Annotated in this window: 14 protein-coding genes; all 14 read right to left on the bottom strand. The window is 73.0% G+C overall.

Translation table 11 applies throughout. The features are described from left to right. Positions 1-8 precede the first annotated feature (8 nt). Positions 9-1,286, bottom strand: a complete 1,278-nt coding sequence (locus ACSMX9_RS18935; RefSeq protein WP_445395420.1) for a thymidine phosphorylase — start codon at positions 1,284-1,286, stop codon at positions 9-11. A 103-nt stretch (positions 1,287-1,389) separates the two neighbouring features. Beyond that, positions 1,390-1,911, bottom strand: a complete 522-nt coding sequence (locus tag ACSMX9_RS18930) for a DinB family protein (protein WP_445395419.1) — start codon at positions 1,909-1,911, stop codon at positions 1,390-1,392. A gap of 967 nt (positions 1,912-2,878) precedes the next feature. Then, positions 2,879-3,637 carry a GntR family transcriptional regulator gene (locus ACSMX9_RS18925; protein ID WP_351240280.1) on the bottom strand — a complete coding sequence of 253 codons (759 nt, stop codon included), beginning with the start codon at positions 3,635-3,637 and terminating at the stop codon, positions 2,879-2,881. A 151-nt stretch (positions 3,638-3,788) separates the two neighbouring features. Beyond that, positions 3,789-5,231 carry a DUF6177 family protein gene (locus ACSMX9_RS18920; protein ID WP_445395417.1) on the bottom strand — a complete coding sequence of 481 codons (1,443 nt, stop codon included), beginning with the start codon at positions 5,229-5,231 and terminating at the stop codon, positions 3,789-3,791. A 73-nt stretch (positions 5,232-5,304) separates the two neighbouring features. Next, positions 5,305-9,348 (bottom strand): type VII secretion protein EccCa, encoded by a 4,044-nt coding sequence (gene eccCa, locus ACSMX9_RS18915; RefSeq protein WP_445395415.1) that lies wholly within the window; start codon positions 9,346-9,348, stop codon positions 5,305-5,307. After that, positions 9,345-10,478 (bottom strand): MinD/ParA family ATP-binding protein, encoded by a 1,134-nt coding sequence (locus ACSMX9_RS18910; RefSeq protein WP_445395413.1) that lies wholly within the window; start codon positions 10,476-10,478, stop codon positions 9,345-9,347. Before ACSMX9_RS18910 ends, eccCa begins: the two co-directional genes overlap by 4 nt. Before the next feature lie 140 nt (positions 10,479-10,618). Beyond that, the gene (eccD, locus tag ACSMX9_RS18905) at positions 10,619-11,986 is read right to left on the bottom strand and encodes a type VII secretion integral membrane protein EccD (RefSeq protein WP_445395411.1); all 1,368 of its coding nucleotides are present in this window, start codon (positions 11,984-11,986) and stop codon (positions 10,619-10,621) included. Positions 11,987-11,999: 13 nt separating this feature from the next. Beyond that, a complete protein-coding gene (locus ACSMX9_RS18900) occupies positions 12,000-12,320 on the bottom strand; it encodes a hypothetical protein (RefSeq protein ID WP_445395409.1) in 321 nt (106 codons plus the stop codon). Positions 12,321-12,540: 220 nt separating this feature from the next. After that, positions 12,541-12,777, bottom strand: a complete 237-nt coding sequence (locus ACSMX9_RS18895; protein WP_445395407.1) for a hypothetical protein — start codon at positions 12,775-12,777, stop codon at positions 12,541-12,543. 19 nt (positions 12,778-12,796) lie between these two features. Beyond that, positions 12,797-13,660: an immunity 49 family protein gene (locus ACSMX9_RS18890; protein ID WP_445395405.1), complete on the bottom strand. Its 864-nt coding sequence runs from the start codon at positions 13,658-13,660 to the stop codon at positions 12,797-12,799. Then, a complete protein-coding gene (locus ACSMX9_RS18885; RefSeq protein ID WP_445395403.1) occupies positions 13,645-16,431 on the bottom strand; it encodes a hypothetical protein in 2,787 nt (928 codons plus the stop codon). The genes ACSMX9_RS18890 and ACSMX9_RS18885 overlap by 16 nt, the downstream gene beginning before the upstream one ends. 52 nt (positions 16,432-16,483) lie before the next feature. Continuing rightward, a complete protein-coding gene (locus tag ACSMX9_RS18880) occupies positions 16,484-16,903 on the bottom strand; it encodes a DUF6507 family protein (protein WP_366116053.1) in 420 nt (139 codons plus the stop codon). A gap of 25 nt (positions 16,904-16,928) precedes the next feature. Continuing rightward, the gene (locus tag ACSMX9_RS18875; protein WP_445395401.1) at positions 16,929-17,240 is read right to left on the bottom strand and encodes a pore-forming ESAT-6 family protein; all 312 of its coding nucleotides are present in this window, start codon (positions 17,238-17,240) and stop codon (positions 16,929-16,931) included. A gap of 16 nt (positions 17,241-17,256) precedes the next feature. Continuing rightward, complete coding sequence (locus ACSMX9_RS18870) at positions 17,257-17,589, bottom strand: hypothetical protein (RefSeq protein WP_351240298.1); 333 nt, start codon at positions 17,587-17,589, stop codon at positions 17,257-17,259. Between the last annotated feature and the right edge of the window lie 110 nt (positions 17,590-17,699).

Here is a 17,699-nt window from a genome sequence, read left to right as displayed (position 1 = left end):
CCTGCGGATCAGGCGATGCGCTCCAGGACGATCGGGGTCGGGGTGAAGTCCGGCGCCGACGCGGCCACGTCGAAGGCGCCCTCCAGGGACTCCAGTGCGTAGCCGAAGCGCTCGGGGGTGTCGGTGTGCAGGGTCAGCAGCGGCTGCCCCGCGGTGACCGTCTCGCCGGGCTTCGCGTGGATCTCCACCCCGGCGCCCGCCTGCACCGGGTCCTCCTTGCGGGCCCGGCCCGCGCCGAGGCGCCAGGCGGCGACGCCCACGTCGTACGCGTCGAGCCGGGTGAGCACGCCGGAGACGGGGGCGGTGACCACGTGCCGCTCGCGGGCGACCGGCAGCGGCGCGTCGGGGTCGCCGCCCTGGGCGGCGATCATCCGCCGCCACACGTCCATGGCGGAGCCGTCGGCGAGGGCCTTCGCCGGGTCGGCGTCCCGCAGGCCCGCCGCGTCCAGCATCTCGCGGGCGAGCGCCAACGTCAGTTCGACGACGTCGGCGGGGCCGCCGCCGGCGAGCACCTCCACCGACTCGCGGACCTCCAGCGCGTTGCCCGCGGTCAACCCGAGCGGGGTGGACATGTCGGTGAGCAGGGCGACCGTGCGCACCCCGCTGTCGGTGCCCAGGCCCACCATGGTGGCGGCCAGCTCACGGGCGTCGTCCAGGGTCTTCATGAAGGCGCCGGTACCGACCTTCACGTCCAGCACCAGGGAGCCGGTGCCCTCGGCGATCTTCTTCGACATGATCGAGGACGCGATCAGCGGAATGGCCTCGACGGTGCCGGTGACGTCCCGCAGGGCGTACAGCTTCTTGTCGGCGGGGGCGAGGCCGTCGCCGGCCGCGCAGATCACCGCGCCGGTCCCGTCCAGCACGGAGAGCATCTCCTCGTTGGAGAGCAGGGCGCGCCAGCCCGGGACGGACTCCAGCTTGTCGAGGGTGCCGCCGGTGTGGCCGAGGCCGCGGCCGGAGAGCTGCGGCACGGCGGCCCCGCAGGCGGCGACCAGCGGGGCGAGCGGCAGGGTGATCTTGTCGCCGACCCCGCCGGTGGAGTGCTTGTCGGCGGTGGGGCGGGACAGCGCCGAGAAGTCCATGCGCTCGCCGGAGGCGATCATGGCGGCGGTCCAGCGGGCGATCTCGCGCCGGTTCATCCCGTTCAGCAGGATCGCCATGGCCAGGGCGGACATCTGCTCGTCGGCCACCGCACCGCGGGTGTAGGCGTCGATGACCCAGTCGATCTGTTCGTCGCTGAGTTCACCGCGGTCCCGCTTGGTGCGGATGACGGAGATGACGTCCATGGCATGTCCTTCCGAGGGTTCGCGAACACCCGTGCCCCCGCCGGGGCACGGGTGTCGACTCTACGCGCATAGAGGAGAAATCGGCACGCCCCCGACCGGATCGTCACCGCTGTGCGGTGGTGTTCGCCCCGTCCAGGGCTTCCCGGACGAGGTCGGCGTGCCCGGCGTGCTGGGCCGTCTCCCGGATCAGGTGCAGCAGGATCCGGCGCACCGGCCAGTGCACCGCCTCCGGCGGCGACCAGGGCGTCACCGGCAGCGGCACGACCCGCCCCAGGTCCGGGATGCCGGCCACCGCCTCCTCGGTCGCCCGGGCGGCGTCGGCGTACTCCGCCAACAGGTCGGCGAGCGTCTCCGAGCCGGTCATGCGGTACTGCGCCGCGTCCAGCATGCCCTCCGGCAGGGCCCCGTCCCCGTCCACCGCGATCCGCGTCCACACCCGCTCCCCGCGGGCCAGGTGCTTGACGATCCCGCCCAGGGTCAACTCGCTGACCGTGGTGCGCCGCGCGGCTTGGCCGTCAGTGAGGCCCCGTACGGTGATCAGCAGCAACTCCCGCTGTTCGGCGAGGGCTTGCAGCAGTTCGGCGTGCTCGTCGGGGAGGGCGGGGGTGTCGGTTCCTGAGGTCATGGGTCGACGGTAGGGGGGGGTACAGGTCAGATCCTGACCTATACCCCTGGCCCGTTCCCTACCTGGTGGTGCCGGAGTTTCGGGGCCGAGGGCCGCTCAGCCCGGCAACTCGGCCCGGAGGTCAACGAGTGTGCAGCGCCGCAGTTCCACCACTTGCTGCGAAGCGAGGAACCACCGGCTGTGCGGATGCCCGTAGGGGAGGTAGCAGTCATCCGACCAGCCGGGGCCGTGAGCGCCGGGAGCATAAAAGGCCCCGAACGCACCGCAAGGACGCACCGTGCGCGCCCTGACCGCCAGGGCGTTCCGCAGGTGCGGGCAGCACTCCAGAGCGATGGCAGCGCAGGGTAGACAAAGGGGCGGCTTGGCACAGAGCCCGCCTTCCGTCCCTTCGGCCATCCCCTCGCCCGCGCCCGATGCCGGAAGGAGGAAGAGCCACCCCCGAGAGGTGCGACTCGCCGGCCCTCCGCACACCTGGCACGCACGCCGCAGCATCGTCTGACGTTGCCTCAACGGATGCACGGAGCCGAACTGAGGCCGCCCCCGACCCGCCGCCTGGGTGACACGACTCCATAGGATCCGCCGCTCGTCCCGATCGGAGGCGACCTCGTCGCGATACGCCAAACCGACCCCACAGGGTCGGACCTGAAGGGTCCTCACCGCGACCTTCTCCTCGCTCCACAGCGCGACGTGGGGCACGGGCACGGCCAGGGGCCCCCACACGGCCGGCGCAGGCGGTACGGGACCGGCACCGACCGGACAGTCGTCCGGACGGGCGGGACGACCCCGCCTCCGGACACGCTGACGCGCCGTGCGGTCCGACAGGGGAAGAGCAGGCATGATGAAACCTCCCTGAGGGGACGGAGCGGCGCATCTGCTTGGCGGTAGGGCGCCGCTCCGCGTGAAGGTCGAAAGGGTTGCGACTTCGCAACCACAACCTCACTATGACACCTAGGTCGTCATCCTTCAATCACCCCGCACTGGTGGCCAACTGGTAGGACACCTCGAACCTGTCCGCGGACATCCGCGTGTCGGTGACTTCGAGGCACCGGTCGTGCTGGTTGCGGGTCACCCTCAGCAGGCGCAGCACGGGAACTCCGTCTCCGAGACGGAGGAGTTCCCGCTCGCGCGGCGTGGGCATGCGTGCGTTGCACACCTCGATCCAGTCCAGGACGTTCCCCGCTTCCTCCATCAGCCCGTAGATGCCGGTGGGACCCGTGTCGCGTTCCTCGAACCGGGTGCCTCTGGCAAGGTGCTCGGGCAGATAGGAGGTGGCGAGTTGGAGCGGGAACGTGCTTCCGCGTGGGCCCATGCTGCGCTCGCGCAGGAAGACGGGCGCACCGGCCTCGACGCCGAGGAGCGCCGCCACGTCCGCGGGCGCGGTCCCCCAGTGGAGCAGCGAAGGGGACAGCCCGACCCATTCCTTGGCCCGGGCGTCGAAGTAGTAGCCGCGTTCGTCCCTCAGAACGCCCCGGCCCCGATCGATGCGGCGCCGTTCCGCAGGGGCGCGCACGAACACGCCCCTGCCCACGTGGGACTCGACGAGGCCCTCGGCCTTGAGTACGGCGACCGCCTGCGAGGCGGTCACGTGTGTGATGCCGTACTCGCCGGCCAGCTCCCGCGCGGACGGAAGCCGATCACCTGGCCCGTACACGCCGGAGGCGATGGCCACCCGCAGCGCGTCCGCGACCTGCCGGAACGGCGGTCGCGCATCCGATGGATCGATCACCCGTACCTCCCTGGGCACCCTATGGAACATGCTCACCCATCGAACCACGTGCCCCGAGCGGGGACGAGTTGGTAGGGCATGACGTCACCCGGCTCCAACCTCGGAAGACGGCACCGCCACCAAGGCGTCGTCCGCCCGCCCCGCAGGCGCCTCAGACCGCGGCCCGGCGGCGCAGGTGGGTCAACAGCACGTCCAGGGCGTGCCACGCCTCGGCGTGGGTGCCGTCGCCCAGGGGGTAGTGCAGGGCCGGCCGGGCCTCGGGGCCCAGTTGCACGGGGCGCAGGGCGAGCGGGGGCCGGCGGGCGTGGGTGAGGGTGGTCTCCAGGACCCCCTCGGGCCCGAGGGTGAAGGCCAGCGGAACGGGCGGCGCCTCGAAGACGGGGGGTGCGGTGAGGTCGCGGCGGGCCGGGCGCAGGGTCGCCAGCAGGGAGATCAGGCCGTGCTCGCCGTCCGCCAGGGCCCCGGCCAGGTCCTGCACGGCGTCCAGCGGTACCCCCTCGCCCTCGCCGTAGCCCACGGTGAGGGTGACGTCCTCCTCGACGCCCGCCGTCGTCCGGGTGATCCGCACGGTCGCCAGGGCCGGCCGGCCGGGGTCGCCGACCGCCGTGACGAAGGTCGGCTCCGGCATCCGGGCGCGGGCCAGGTCGGTGAGTTGGCGGGGCGACCACGGGAGGTTGATCGGTTCCGCCGTGCCCCAACCGGCCGGGGGCGCGCCGGTGAGGGTGCGCCAGGCCAGTTCCAGGGAGCGCCCGAGGAGCAGCTCCGCCTCGGGCGGGTACGCGGTGCGGAACGAGACGGCGAGTTGGCGCTCCCCGGTGGGCCCGGCCGGCCGGTACGGCGCGGCGGGGGCGGACCCGCCGGCGGCGTCGGGGACGACCGCGAAGGTGCCGTCCCGCCAGCCCAGCACGGCACCGGTCAGCCCGTCGTAGTAGCCGCAGTCGGGGTGTTGGACGACCCAGCGGTTGGGCGGGCCGGTCAGGGCGGTGCGCAGGTGGTGGCTGAGACGGCAGTGTGCGGGGGTGACGATCTGGAGGGCGGAACCCCGGGCCGCGGTGGTGCGCAGCACCTCCGAGAGCCAGGCCGTGAGCGGGACCACGGGCCGGTCGGCGAGGACCACCACCGTCGACTCGGTGACCACGTCCACCGCGGGCAGCGGGTCCTCGGCGACGATCGCGGTCGTCCCCTCCGTGCCGCCCCCGCCGGGCTCGCCCTCCACCGGGACGACACCGGTCCGGCCCGCACCGGGCGGCCACACGGTGCCGCCGAGCAGATGGGCGAGCCGGCCCACGACCGACCCGGCCAGCGGCTCCGCCTCGGGCACCGCACTGGAGGCACGGGTCTCCGTCCACCACACCGGCACCGGGGCCGCGGCGGCGCTCCGCGGCCCGAGCAGCCGGTCGACCTCGCCCGGCACCTGGACCAGCACCGGCGACTCGACGGACACCAGTGGTCGGCCGCCCGCGCCCAGGAGTTGGACCACGGCCCCGTCCGCGGTGGCCGTGGCCCGCGTACCGGGGCCGCCCGCGTGCAGCCCCACCAGCAGGGTGAGCGGGTCGGGCATCTTCGGGGTGAGCGCGATCAGGTCCTTGGTCATGCGGCGCACCGCCCGGCGGCCGGCCCGGGGGGCACGGGGTCGGGGCGGGCGGGGAGCACCGGGTGCGCATCGGTCACGAGTCGTCCGTTTCGTCGTCGCCGGTGGCGGCCAGGGCGGTCTGGACCAGCCGGTGGGGGCGCCCGCGCCGGACCAGGGTGCCCCGGCCGGGCGGTTGGAGGCCGGCGTAGAGGCCGGGGAAGAGCTGGCCCTCGGCGCGCTCGCCGGTCATCACCAGGGCCGCCGTCCCGGACTCCCGCAGGGTCGTCAGGAACGGCTCGTACAGGGCCCGGGAGGAACCGGCGACCCGGCGGGCGACCACGAAGTGGAGGCCGATGTCCTGGGCGGAGGAGACGTACGGCAGGAAGGGGGCGAGCGGCTGCTGTCCGGCGGTGGTGAGGATGTCGTAGTCGTCGACGAGGACCACGATCCGGGGGCCGGTGAAGGTCGGGCCGTCGGGGGCCCCATCGAGGTCCACGCCCTCGTCCGGCAGCCGTTTGTCGAGTTCCTTGGCGATGCCCGAGGCCAGGGCGGTGGAGATCCGGGCGTTGTGCGCGTAGCCGCCCCGGTACGGCTCGGGCACCGCCGCGCGCAGCCCCCGGCGGGGGTCGAACACGGCGAAGACCAGTTCGTCGTCCCGATGGCGGGCGATCAGCCCGGCGGCGATCAGCTTCAGCAGGTTCGTCTTGCCGCACTCGTTGTCACCGAGGACCAGCAGGTGCTGGTCCTGCCCGAACAGGTCCAGCAGGACGGGGGCCAGCGCGTCCTGGTCGACCCCGATCGGGGTGCGGCGGGGCTCGGCGTGCGCGGTGGGCAGCTTCGCGGACGGCAGCCGGGTGGGCAGCACCCGCACGGCCGGCGCCAGGTCGCCGTGCCAGGTGGCGCGGATCGCGGCGACCGCGTCCTCCAGGGCCGCGCCGGGATCGCCCACGGACCCGCCGTCGCCCGTGGCCCCGTCGATGCGGGGCAGCGCGACCTGGGCGAAGAGCTTCCGGTCGGTGAGCGCCCGCCCCGGGGCGCCCGCCGGGATCGTCTCCGAGAGCTTCCGGTCGACACCGGAGTCGGAGGGGTCGTTCAGCCGCAGCTCGATCCGGGTGCCGAACATCGACTGGCCCGCGATCCGGACGTCGTTCCAGCGGAGCATGCCCGCCACCACGTGGACGCCGTAGCCGCCGCCGCGGCGCAGCACGTCGTTCACGGCGTCGTCGATGGCGGCGAACTCCTCGCGCAGGGCGCCGTACCCGTCGATCAGCAGCACCACGTCGGTCGCGGGGAGTTCACCGATCCCGCCCCGGGCGCGCAGCCGCCGGAGCTGGTCCACGGAGTCGATGCCGTGCTCGCGGAAGAGCTGCTCGCGGACCGCGAGCATGTTCCGCACCTCGGCGACCGTCCGGGCCGCCCGTTCGTGGTCGGCGCGGCCGGCGACCCCGCCGACGTGCGGCAGCCCGGCCAGTGCGGCGAGCCCGCCGCCGGCCAGGTCCAGACCGTAGACCGCGACGTCGCGGGGGGTGTGGGTGAGCGCGAGGGACAGGGCGAGGGTCCGCAGCAGGGTCGTCTTGCCGGACTGGGGGCCGCCGATCACGGCGGTGTGCCCGCCGGCCACCGTCAGGTCCAGCTCCCAGGGACCGCGCCACTGCCGGGCGGGCGCGTCCAGCACGCCCAACGGGACCCTCATGGGCGCGCCCCGCCGCTCGCCGAGCCGCATCCCGTGCTCGTCGGCGCCCAGCGGGCCGGCGGCGGCGTCCAGGGACAGCGCCTCGGGCAGCGGGGGCAACCAGATGCGGCGCACGGGCGGGGCGGCGGCGGCGAGTTGGTCGACCATCACGGAGAGCACGGTCGGACCGGTCTCCCGGGCGGTGGCGACGGGGCCGGGGTCCTCGGGGCCCGCCGCCGCGTCGGCGAGGGTGTTGTACGTCGGGTAGGCGAGGGCCAGCGGACCCTCCTCGCCGGGCTCCTCCCGGAGCGGACCCAGGTACCGCCCCGAGACGTAACCGGCCTTGAAGCGCGTGTACGCGGAGGTGTCGACCTTGAGGTAGCCGAAGCCGGGCAGCGGCGGCAGGTGGAAGGCGTCGGTGGTGTCCAGGACGGTGCGGGACTCGTCGGGGGAGAACGTCCGCAGCCCGAGCCGGTACGACAGGTAGGTGTCGAGGCCCTTGAGCTTGCCGCCCTCGATGCGCTGGCTGGAGAGCAGCAGATGGACGCCGATGGAGCGCCCGATCCGTCCGATCGAAAGGAACAGGTCGATGAAGTCGGGCTTGGCGGTGAGCAGTTCGCCGAACTCGTCGATGACGACGAGCAGGTGCGGCAGGGGTTCCAGCTCGGGGCGCCGTTCGGCCCGCAGCGCGGCGTAGTGGCCGATGTCGGCGAGGTTGCCGGCGTCCTTCAGGACCTGTTGGCGGCGTTTGACCTCGCCCGCGAGGGAGGTGTGGACCCGTTCGACCAGTCCCGCCTGGTTCTCCAGGTTGGTGATCACCCCCGCGACGTGCGGGAGTTGCCCGAAGGGCGCGAAGGTGGCGCCGCCCTTGTAGTCGACGAGGACCATCGCCAGTTGCTCCGGGGAGTGGGTGGCGACCAGCGCGAGGACCAGGGTGCGCAGCAGTTCGCTCTTGCCGGAGCCGGTCGCGCCGACGCACAGCCCGTGCGGGCCCATCCCCAGCCGGGAGGACTCCTTGAGGTCGAGGAGCACCGGCCCGTGCCGGTCGTCCAGGCCGATCGGCACCCGCAGGAAGTCCCGTTCCCCGCGCGGCGCCCACAGCCGGTCGAGGTCCAGGGCGGCCGGGTCGTCGACCCCGATCAGGGCGGGGAAGTCGACCGGCCCGGAGACCGGGGTGCCGTCGGCGACGGACTCGGCGGAGAGCCTCAGCGGGGCCAGCATCCGGGCCAGGCCCTCCGCGCCGGGCACCGAGAGCGCGTCCGAGGTGCCCTCGTCGGGCCGGGCCTCGGGCGCCGCGGAGGTGGGGTCGGGCACCACCCGCAGGTCCTCCACGGTGACCCGGTCCCCGTCGACGGTGATCCGGACGGACACCTCGTCGGGTTCGTGGACCTGCTCGGCGAGCAGGTGCAGCACGGTGACGTTCATGTCCGCGAGGCCCACCGCCGAGTCCGGGAGGGGAAGTTCGACGGCGTTGGCGCCGTACTCGTCGCTGACGACCAGCAGGCGGCTCGCCATCCGGAGCGCGGCGCGGTCGGAGAGCCCCCGGCGGACCTCGGCGGCGTAGGAGGCGCGGCGGCGCAGTTCGGCGCCGAGGACGACGGCGAGTTGCGGCGTGCTCGGCGCGATCCGCCGCACGGCCACCGGCCCGTCCTGCTCCTGGGCGTCGAGGACGTGCGGCAGCCACTTGGCCCACTCCCAGTCGTCCGCGAGCCGGTCGCCGGGCACCCCGAGGGCCAGTGCCACGTCGTCGGGGGCGTGCAGCACGGCGGTGTGCACCAGCAGCGTCCGGGCCACCCGCAGCACGCCCTCGCGGTCGCCGACGACGCTGACGTTGCCGGCCCGGTCCAGCGGCACGGTCAGCGGGAAGTCCCGGGCGCGGGCGAAGCGGGACAGCAGCGCGCCCGCCTCGTTGAGCATGAAGCGGTCGGGCGGGGCGAGGACCCCGCCCGGGTTCTGACCGAGCGTCAGGTCCTGGAGGGCCACCTCCCCGGTGCCCAGGCGCACCCGGAGGAAGTCCGGGTCGGTGCGGCGCCGTTCCCACCGCCGCGCCGGGTCGCGCACCAGGTCGTACAGGGCCTGCGGCGGGGGGTTGAGGAGTCGGGCCTGGTCGCGCAGCTTGCGTTCCACGACGCCGAGTTCCTCGCGCTGCTCCTCCAGGTACTCCAGGTAGCGTTCGCGTTGGGCCCGGCGGGTGCGCTGGGCCCTGCCGCGCTGCGACCAGAACAGGGCGACCGCGCCGAGCAGCGCGAAGACCAGCACGATCGCGCCGACCGCGGCGAACCGGCTGTTGCGGATGACCGTCATCATCACCACCGAGCCCATCACCCCCGCCATGGGCAGCAGGGCGGTGGCCGCCCCGCCGATCTTGCCCTCGGGGAGGTTCGGCGGGGCCTCGACGACCCGGTTCGCGGGCGGCGGCAGGGGCCGGGAGCTGCGGGCCGGCCGGTGGACGAGCTGTTGGGTCACCGGGCACCGACCGCGCGTTGCATCGCCTCGGCGGCGAGCCGGGTCACCGCCCGCCGGGTGGCGGCAGCGAGGTGGTCGGTGCGGATGACCCCGCCGGAGGCCAGGTGACGGTCGTAGGGCAGCACGACGACGCCCGCCCCGCTCCGGGCCAGCTCCGCGGCGGCGTGCGCGTCCGGGGCGGCATCGGGGCTCGGCGCGGTCAGCACGACGACGGTGCGCGGCAGGGCGGGCACCGGCAGGGAGCCCAGCCAGTCCAGGACCGCGCCGGTGGAGGCGACGCCCTCGGCGGTCGCGGGGGCGACGAGGACCCGGGCCTGGGCGGTGTCCAGGGCGGTGCGGGCGACCTCGCCGGGCAGGGTGTCGCAGTCCACCAGGGTGACCCCGAAGTACCTGCGCAGGGCGACCGTCGCGGTCCGGTAGGCGGCGATGTCGATCCGCGCGCCGATCCTGCCCTGGCTGCCGGGCAGCAGCCACCCGCCGTCGGCGAGCGGCACCAGGTACCCGGTGACGTCGGTGAGCCGCATCGAGGGGTGCAGGACCCGGGCCAGGTCGGTGCAGGTCCAGCGGAGCTCGTCGACGCCGAGCCGGGCGGGCAGGGTGCCGAGCGCGGCATCCGCCTCCAGGGTGAGTACCGGATCGTGCCGGAAGTGGTTGAAGGTGCGGCTGAGCAGTGCAGTGACCGTGGTCTTCCCGGCGCCGCCGCGGATGCTGGTGACGACGACCTGCCGGCCGGTGGTGACCGGTTGCTGCACCCGGGCGACGAGTTCCGTGCTCTCGGCGACGGCCCGGGCGGCGGAGGACCCGAAGGCGTGCCGAGCGGTGCGCAGCACCCGGCGCAGCACCGGGTCACCGTGGCGGAGCCGCGCGTTCCCCGCCCCGGCGCCCAGTACGGGCACGGTTTCGGGGGTCGGGGCGGAGCCGGGCCCGGTCGGGCTCGGGCCCCGGCTTCCGCCCGGGGGGACGCGTGCGGCCTCGGGGGCGGGCGCGACGGCCGGGGCGTCGCCGCCGACGGGCCGGGCGGACGGCTCCTGCGGCCCACCGGATTCCCCCGTGCCCTTGCCCGCCTTCCCCGACGGGGTCAGCGCGCCCAACTCGCCCAGTACGCCGGCCTGCCAGTCGTTCCGTTCCACCACACCGCACCCCCTGGGGCGAACCACGTGCCTGTACCCATGCCATGTCCTTGTCCGTCCGGAGCGGCGCCCGTTCTGCCGCCCCGCTCACCGGGCCCCCGGCTCCCGAGGGCCTCTGCCGGCTCCACCCGCCGCGCGTCTCACGCGAACGTGTCGAGCAGGTTCCCGTACACCCCGAACGCCCCGATGAGCAGCGGCACCAGGGCGATCACCCCGATGGACTCGACGGTGTCGCCGGCCCTGCGCAACCGCACCCGGACGTCCTCGGGAGGCTGGACGGCGAGGGCCAGCAGCGGCAGTACCGCCAGCGCCACCAGCACCGCGAGCGGCCCCGCGGCCCCCGAGTGCCCCGCCCACACCAGCACCGCCCGCAGCACGACGACGGCCCCGGCGAACAGCAGCACCACGACCTCGACGACGAGCGGGAAGGCCCGCGCCCGCAGCCACAGCACCAGCGCGGTGTCCACGGCCAACAGCACGGTCCACGGGCCGGGATCGCGCAGGGCCAGCACGCCGGCCGCCGCCGCGGAGACCGCGAGGACGACGGTCGCCAAGGCGAGGCCCCGGTGGGTGGCGCCGAGCGCGGTGGACACCTGGTAGCGGCTGACGGAGGCGCCCCGGGAACGGCGGTCGTCCAGCCCGGTCAGACCGGCGGCGGAGAGCGCCAGCCGGGGCAGCAGTCCGAGGACGACCACGGAGACCACCGCGAGGACGGCTCCGGTGCGGGCCTGCTGGGTCGCGGTCAGCGCCCCGTCCTGGGAGACCGCGACGGCCTCCCACACCGCCGTCGTCACCAGGGTCGCGGCGGCCCCGACGAGTCCGCCGCGCCCGAGCGGGGTGAACAGTCCGAGCAGTCCGAGGGAGACGACGACGGCCGCGGCGACCACGGCGAGCCGGACGGTACCGTCCCAGCCCAGTGCGTCGGCGAGGGTCCAGGCGCCGAGCACGGCGACGGCGCCCGTGACGGCGAGCAACGCGGTCGCGAGGCCGACCTGGCCGCGGCGTCCGGCGAGCGCCCCGCCCCCGCCGGTGACGACGGCCGTGGCGAGCAGCGCGGTGGCGACGGCCTGGGCGTCGAAGGCGCCGCGGGCGAAGAGCCCGGCGGCCAGCGTCCAGCCGACCAGCCCCGCTCCGGCGGTGACCCGCCGGGCGGCGGGACGCCAACGCCAGGCCCGTACGTCCAGGTCCTCGGCGACCTCGTCGGTGACGTCGTGGACGACGGGGGCGGAGGGCGCGTCCTGGACGCGGACCAGTCGCAGCACCGCGCCGTCGGGCACGGCCGCGTCCTCCAGGGTGCTGTCCTGGGCGAGGACGGAACCGTCCGCGGTCACCAGGTGCCGCAACCGCGGCTGGCTGGCCACCCGGTCGTCGAGCAGCGTGATGATGTCGGGCAGCAACCGTCCGATGGGCTCCCGGGACGGCAACACCAGGTCCATCCGCCGCCGTTCGCCGACCAGGGTCACCCGGCTCAGGGCGGTACTACGGCTCGTCGTTCCCCCGCTCACCACGCGATCGAACCTATCATCGGACAACTCCCGTACCAGGGGCTCCGGGAGGCCCGGCCCCCGCGGCGTGCGGGTCGTCGCCGTCCACGACGGAGACGGGCACGAGCACGGAGGACTTGGACTTGTCCTCCTCCATCAACCGGTTCGCCACGAACGACCACCCCACGCACCCGGCGCAGAGCACGGCGGCGATCACCAGCCCGGCCGCCACCTTGCCCAACCGCTCGTCGGCGGCCCGCCGGTACCGCTCCGACCCGAACAGCAGGGCGTCCCGCATCCGCCGCCGCCGGATCACCACGGACTCCAGCAACTGGCTGTCGTAGTCCTGTACCGCCAACTCCCGCCCCCGTTCCCCCGTGTTCGACCACCAAGCCCCGTGCGCGCCCCGTGTCGGGCGACGTGCGGAACTCGCCCGCCGGGCGCGATGTCGCGGACGCCCTCCCGTGACGGGCTCGAACAGCCGGAACACGCTCCCGCGAAGCCCTACCACACGGTACGGGAATCCCTTCGAGCCTTGAAGGGACTCTCGTCAAACGTCACGGAGCCGCTGCCGAACGTCAGCCCAACACCCGTACTGCACCCCCGCGTTCAGCGATCCAGCGCGCGAGTTCCTCACCGGCGATCACCCTGCGCCCCTCGTCGCCGACGAACTCGACCGGCCCCAACACCGACCCCGTGAACCCGGTCCACACCGTGCGGGCGTCCACCCGGACTTTGAAGGAGTTCTCGTCGACGACCGCGCCCGTCAGATCCGCCAGGTCCCTGGGTTGGAATGTCCCGTCCGGCTCCCCCATCGGCCCCGAAAGGAACATCTCATGTGGGGAACTCACCGAGCCAGCTACGGGCGACCAGATGGTGGGGCAGGTAGTCGGACTCGACCTCGACGGGGAAGTCGCCGTCGTGGGCAAGGCAGGTCATGGCGAGCGGCCCGAGTGCCACCATCCCCTCGATGTCCTCCGCGCGGTCCTCGTCGGACGTCCAGTACGCCTTGTGCGACTCCAGCGCCTCCACCAACGCCTCGTTGAACCCGGCATGATCACGCGTCACGAAACGGTGGAACAGGTTCATCGGCGGATACGAGATCTGCTGGACCCAATCACGAGAGGCGACCCGCACGGCGTCGGGGTGGGACTTCTTGAACGTCTCGGAGAGTTCGTCGACCAAGCGAACCTGGTCCCGCAACCAATACGCCTGAAGGGCCGAGACCCAATGCATCAGGTACTCGTCGTGCTCCGCACCCGATGCCCGGAGCACATCCAACGGAAGCTCCGCCAGTTCCGTCATCCGCTTCTGGTCCCGACACACGATCGCGAAGAAGAAGGCCGTCAACCACGTACCTGCATTGGCGTAGGGCCTCGGCCCCGTCGCGGGCAACGTACGCACCTTGTGATGGATCAGACAATCCACCGAACCCTCGGTGACGGCTGCCCGACGAAACACCGCCGAACTCATCTGCATCGCATTCACGACGGCTTCCCAGGTCTCCAGCCGCGTCGCACGCGGATCAAGCAAACCCTGCGCCTGGACCGCAAGGTCAGCAGATCCCCAATAGAAATCCATCATGCCGGGATGCGAATCAAGGTCTTCGATATCTGCAACTGAATCCGGGTAGAATCGACTGACAAAACCCTCGTCTGCTGGATTCCTCAGAACATGACGAGTCACGTTGACGGCCAATGAACTTCCCCTACCTCGCGTATGTCGAACTGCCGCATAGCGTAACCAGCATAGGCGCCTTCGTTGTCCAGACCCTTGATCAGAACATAGTCAATGCGCCCTTCCTTGAGTGCAATTTTCAAATCAGCGGCAAGTGCCGCGTCAGCAGGCCGCCTCCTCATAGCCCTCAAAATGTCGGTGAAGTAGGGACGAGATCCTTGCGAATGGCGAGATCCACTTATCAGCCGGCTACCAAGAGCGGTGTCTACGTTACTTTTCGCCTCGACGACTATGTAGCGGTCTCCCTGTTTCCAAACCTGGTCGAATTGATGATTCCCGGACTTAGGTCCGTGGAGTTCCAACTCCTTCGCTCCGGGGTAGCGTTCGGGTATGGCGTGGTGGCGGGCGATGGCCTCACCGTATGCCTCGCTGGCATCGGTGAGCTTGGCGTGCGGCTCCCGGTGCACTTCTTTCGCTGCTTCCAGTCTCTCCTGGAGTTCCACGTTGTTCGGGTCGTTCTTGAGGGCCTGAGAGGCGTCCGTGTGGTTCTGGTGCGGAATCCGGTCATCGGCGATCGCCTCGTAGCGTTCCCTAGCGTATACGTCGAGCTGGGCGCGGGCTTCCGGCGTGGCGTGCTTCGCGCCCCTCTCCAAGGCTTGCGTGTCCAAGTAGGTGGGCGGGAGGGGGGGCGGGACACTGTCGGCGGGAATCCACCCTTGCGGGGTCTCCACCAGTTGTGGAGGTGCCAGACCGAACTCGTCCACGACTTCGGTCCTCTTCCGGTATCCGTTCTTCTGGTAGAAGTCCTTGAAGAAGGTGTCGTTCGGGTCATTGGCCCGGGCCACCTGGTGGTCCATGATGGCCTGCCGTTCGGCGAGCGTGTACGTCCTCGGGTCACGGGGCTCGGGCAAGTTGCCGCCACCCCCGCCCGTGCCGGTACCCCCGGAACCCGTGCCGGGGCCGGCACCGCCCCCGCCTGCGTTGCCGGGAACGGGGTCCGACCCGCCGTGCGGCACGACCGGGCCACCACCCGCAGCACCGCCTCCCGGTGTGGTGTCGGGATGCGAGGCCGCCCCGCCGCCCGGGGTGCCGTTGTCCGTGAGGCTGTTGGACGGCAAGCCGTCCACGGTGCCGCCGGGAACCTGGCTCACGCCGCCACCGGGAAGGTCGCCGGCCACGCCGCCCGGTATCACGTCCACACCTCCGCCCCCGGGCATCGCTCCCCCACCCGGAACGGCACCCCCACCCGGACCCATCCCGCCCGCCGCCGCATCGTCGACGCCTCCCGCGCCCGGCACCGGACCACCACCGGCACCGACGCCGGGGCCCGCACCCGGCAGATCGCCCAACGCCCCGCCCGGCCCCCCGCCCGCCATCGCCGGTTCCCGCGCACCGACCTGGACCGGGGCCTCCGCACGGACCGGCGAGGTCTCCGCGCCCGTCGAGCGGGGGTCCGGGTTGGTCACGTCGCGGGGCATCGCGTCGGGCTTCGGGTTGCCGGCGGCGTCGAGGAGCTGGCCCGTTTCGGTGTCCAGGTACTGGGGGTTGCCGTGTGCGTCGTCGGGGAGGCGCACGGTGTGTGCGGGGTCCGGGCCGGTGCCCGCGCCGGCGCGGGCCGCGTCGTCGGCGCCGGCCACCGGGACGGCCGGCTCGGGGATGTTGATCCGGGCGCCCGCATCGGCGTTGCGCAGGCCGGCCAGCAGGTCGCCGACCTTCACCGTGACGACCTTGCCGCCCTTGGCGATGTACGTCACCGGGTCGAGGAGGCGACCGGTCTTGCCGAGCGCCCCGATCACCCTCGCGACGGAGCCCGTCTTCGCCGCGGCTCCGGCGCCGCCGGTGAACACCGTCGTCACCACGTTGAACGTGGTCGCGCCCGCCGCCCGCGCCGGGTTCTTGCCCCACTCGTCCCAGGCCACCAGCGCCTTGCCGGTCTCCTTCACCGCGGTCCGCGAATCCCGCAGCCACGGCGGCAGCTTGTCGTCCGGCACCAGCCAGTAGGCGGTGCCCACGATCGGCACCGCCGTGATCACCAGGCCCGTGGCGACCTTGGCCAGGCCCGTCCACGCCTGGCCCGCGGCGTCCCAGCCGTCGACCCCGACCAGGGTGCCCAGGCCGCGGATCGTGCCCCACAGGCCGTCGACGAACACGCCCTTCAGGAAGGAGCCGACGTGGTGGTGCACCTCCCACCAGCGGCGGGACTCCTCCACCTGGGAGCCCCACGGCAGTTCCCGGGTGTTGTCGAGGTCGCCCTCGGTGAAGCCGTACATGTTCGGGGCGCCCGAGCCGTCGTCCGCGACGAAGTGCGTGCCGCAGACCAGTGCCGTGATCTTGTTGGCGCAGGTCCGCTCCGCCGACCAGAACGCGGCGACCGCCGCGTTCACGTCCTTCACCAGGTCGTTGTTCTCCTCGACCTTGTCCCCGTCGTCCTTCCAGTGCTCGTCGCCGCTGATGCTGTTCGCGAAGGTGGTGGCGTCCGCCTGGAGTTGCTTGAGGCGGGCCTCGATCGGGCGGACCTCCGCCGCGTACTCCGCCAGGGCCGTGGTGACCGACTCCAGCTGGTCCGCGAACAGGTCCGACTCCGTCTTCACCGGAGTCGTCGTCGCGAACAGTTGCTCCGCCTCCGGAGCCGTGTAGAACGCCGAGAGCCCCTGGAAGCGGGCGTGCACGTCGGCGCCGGAGTCCCGGAACGTCCCCGCGGCGGCGTGCAGGACCTTCCGCTGCGTCTCCAGCTCTTCCAGGTCCCCCGTGAACTGCGGGATCGTGCACGGGTTGATCGCCCCACCACTCACCACAGACCCCCGTATGCGTGTCGATCGGTTCCGGTCGCGGGCCCGCGGCCCGTCAGCCGCCGGTGCGCGCGGCGGCCGGGTGGCCCGGCGGCGGACCGTCCTGGCCGGGCAGGTCGACCTCGGGCTCCTTGAGGGCCTCGCGCTGGGCGTTGGCCGCCTGCTCCAGGTCGCCGGTGAGGTAGGCGTTGGTGGCGGTCACCGCGCCGTTCAGGGAGGCGGAGGCACGGGCACCGATCTTCTGGAGCCGTTCGGTGTGCGCCGTCATGAACTGGCTGAGGGCGACGGCGACCAGGCCCTGTCCCTCGCCCTCACCGCCGCTGCCGCCGCCCGCACTGAGGCCGCCGGCCGCCTTCGCCGCGGCCGGCACCGCCGTCTGGAGGGTGGTGCCCACCTTGCCGAGGCCCTCGGCGGCGGTACCCGTCTTCTCCAGGACGCCCTTGACCCCGAGCGGCGAGATGTCCCATCCGGTCATGCGTCAGCCCCCGTCCGTGCGTGCCTCAACCGATGGCGTCGACCGCGGCCTTGGCCTTGGCCAGCGTCGACTGCGCGGTGCCGTCGTTCTGCTCCAAGGTGCCCCGCACCAGGCGGATGATCTCCCGCACCTCGTTCGCCGCCCGGTTCCACCGGACTTCCTTGCCGTGGTACTCATCGGAGACGCCGTCGGCCTGGAACTCGGCCATGGCGGCCTTGACGGCGCCGTCCCGGTCGCTGAGGACGCGCTCCAACTGGGCGATGATGCCCTGGAGTCCGCCCTGCACCTCGGCGGACGCCCCGGTGTCGTAGGACCGGCGGTCGAGGTTCTGTCCCATCGTCAACTCCCCGGGGTCAGCGCGCGCCGAAGCGGGCGGCGTCGAAGTTCGCGGCGCCCATGTTCTGGTGGGCGTTGGTCTCCTGCTCCTGGTCGCCCGTGCCGAAGGCGGCGTCCATGCCGCTCTGGCCGCCGAGGATCGCCTGGAGCGAGCCGTTGAGCGCGGCGGTGATCTCGTCCGCGCGGGCCTTGAAGGAGTCGAAGGCGGCCTTGCCGGCGCCGTTGAACTTGCCCTCCAACGGGTCGGCCGCGGCGATGAGTTGCCGGATCAACGTGCCCAGGTCGTCGCTGGACCCCGTCGTGGCCTTGCCGAGGTCGCCCAGTGTCGTACTGCCCATGTCGAACTTCACGCGTCCACCCCCCGAACCGTCGTGTACGGCGGCTCCGCACGCGTGCGTCGCTGCCGCTCCGTGTCCGCCCCGGTGCCTTTGTACGCGATCGGGCGTCCGCCGTCACGGGA

This window comes from Streptomyces sp. LE64 (assembly GCF_052606915.1).
The sequence above is the reverse complement of the archived record's forward strand: the minus strand, read 5'-3'. Positions and strand labels throughout refer to the sequence as shown.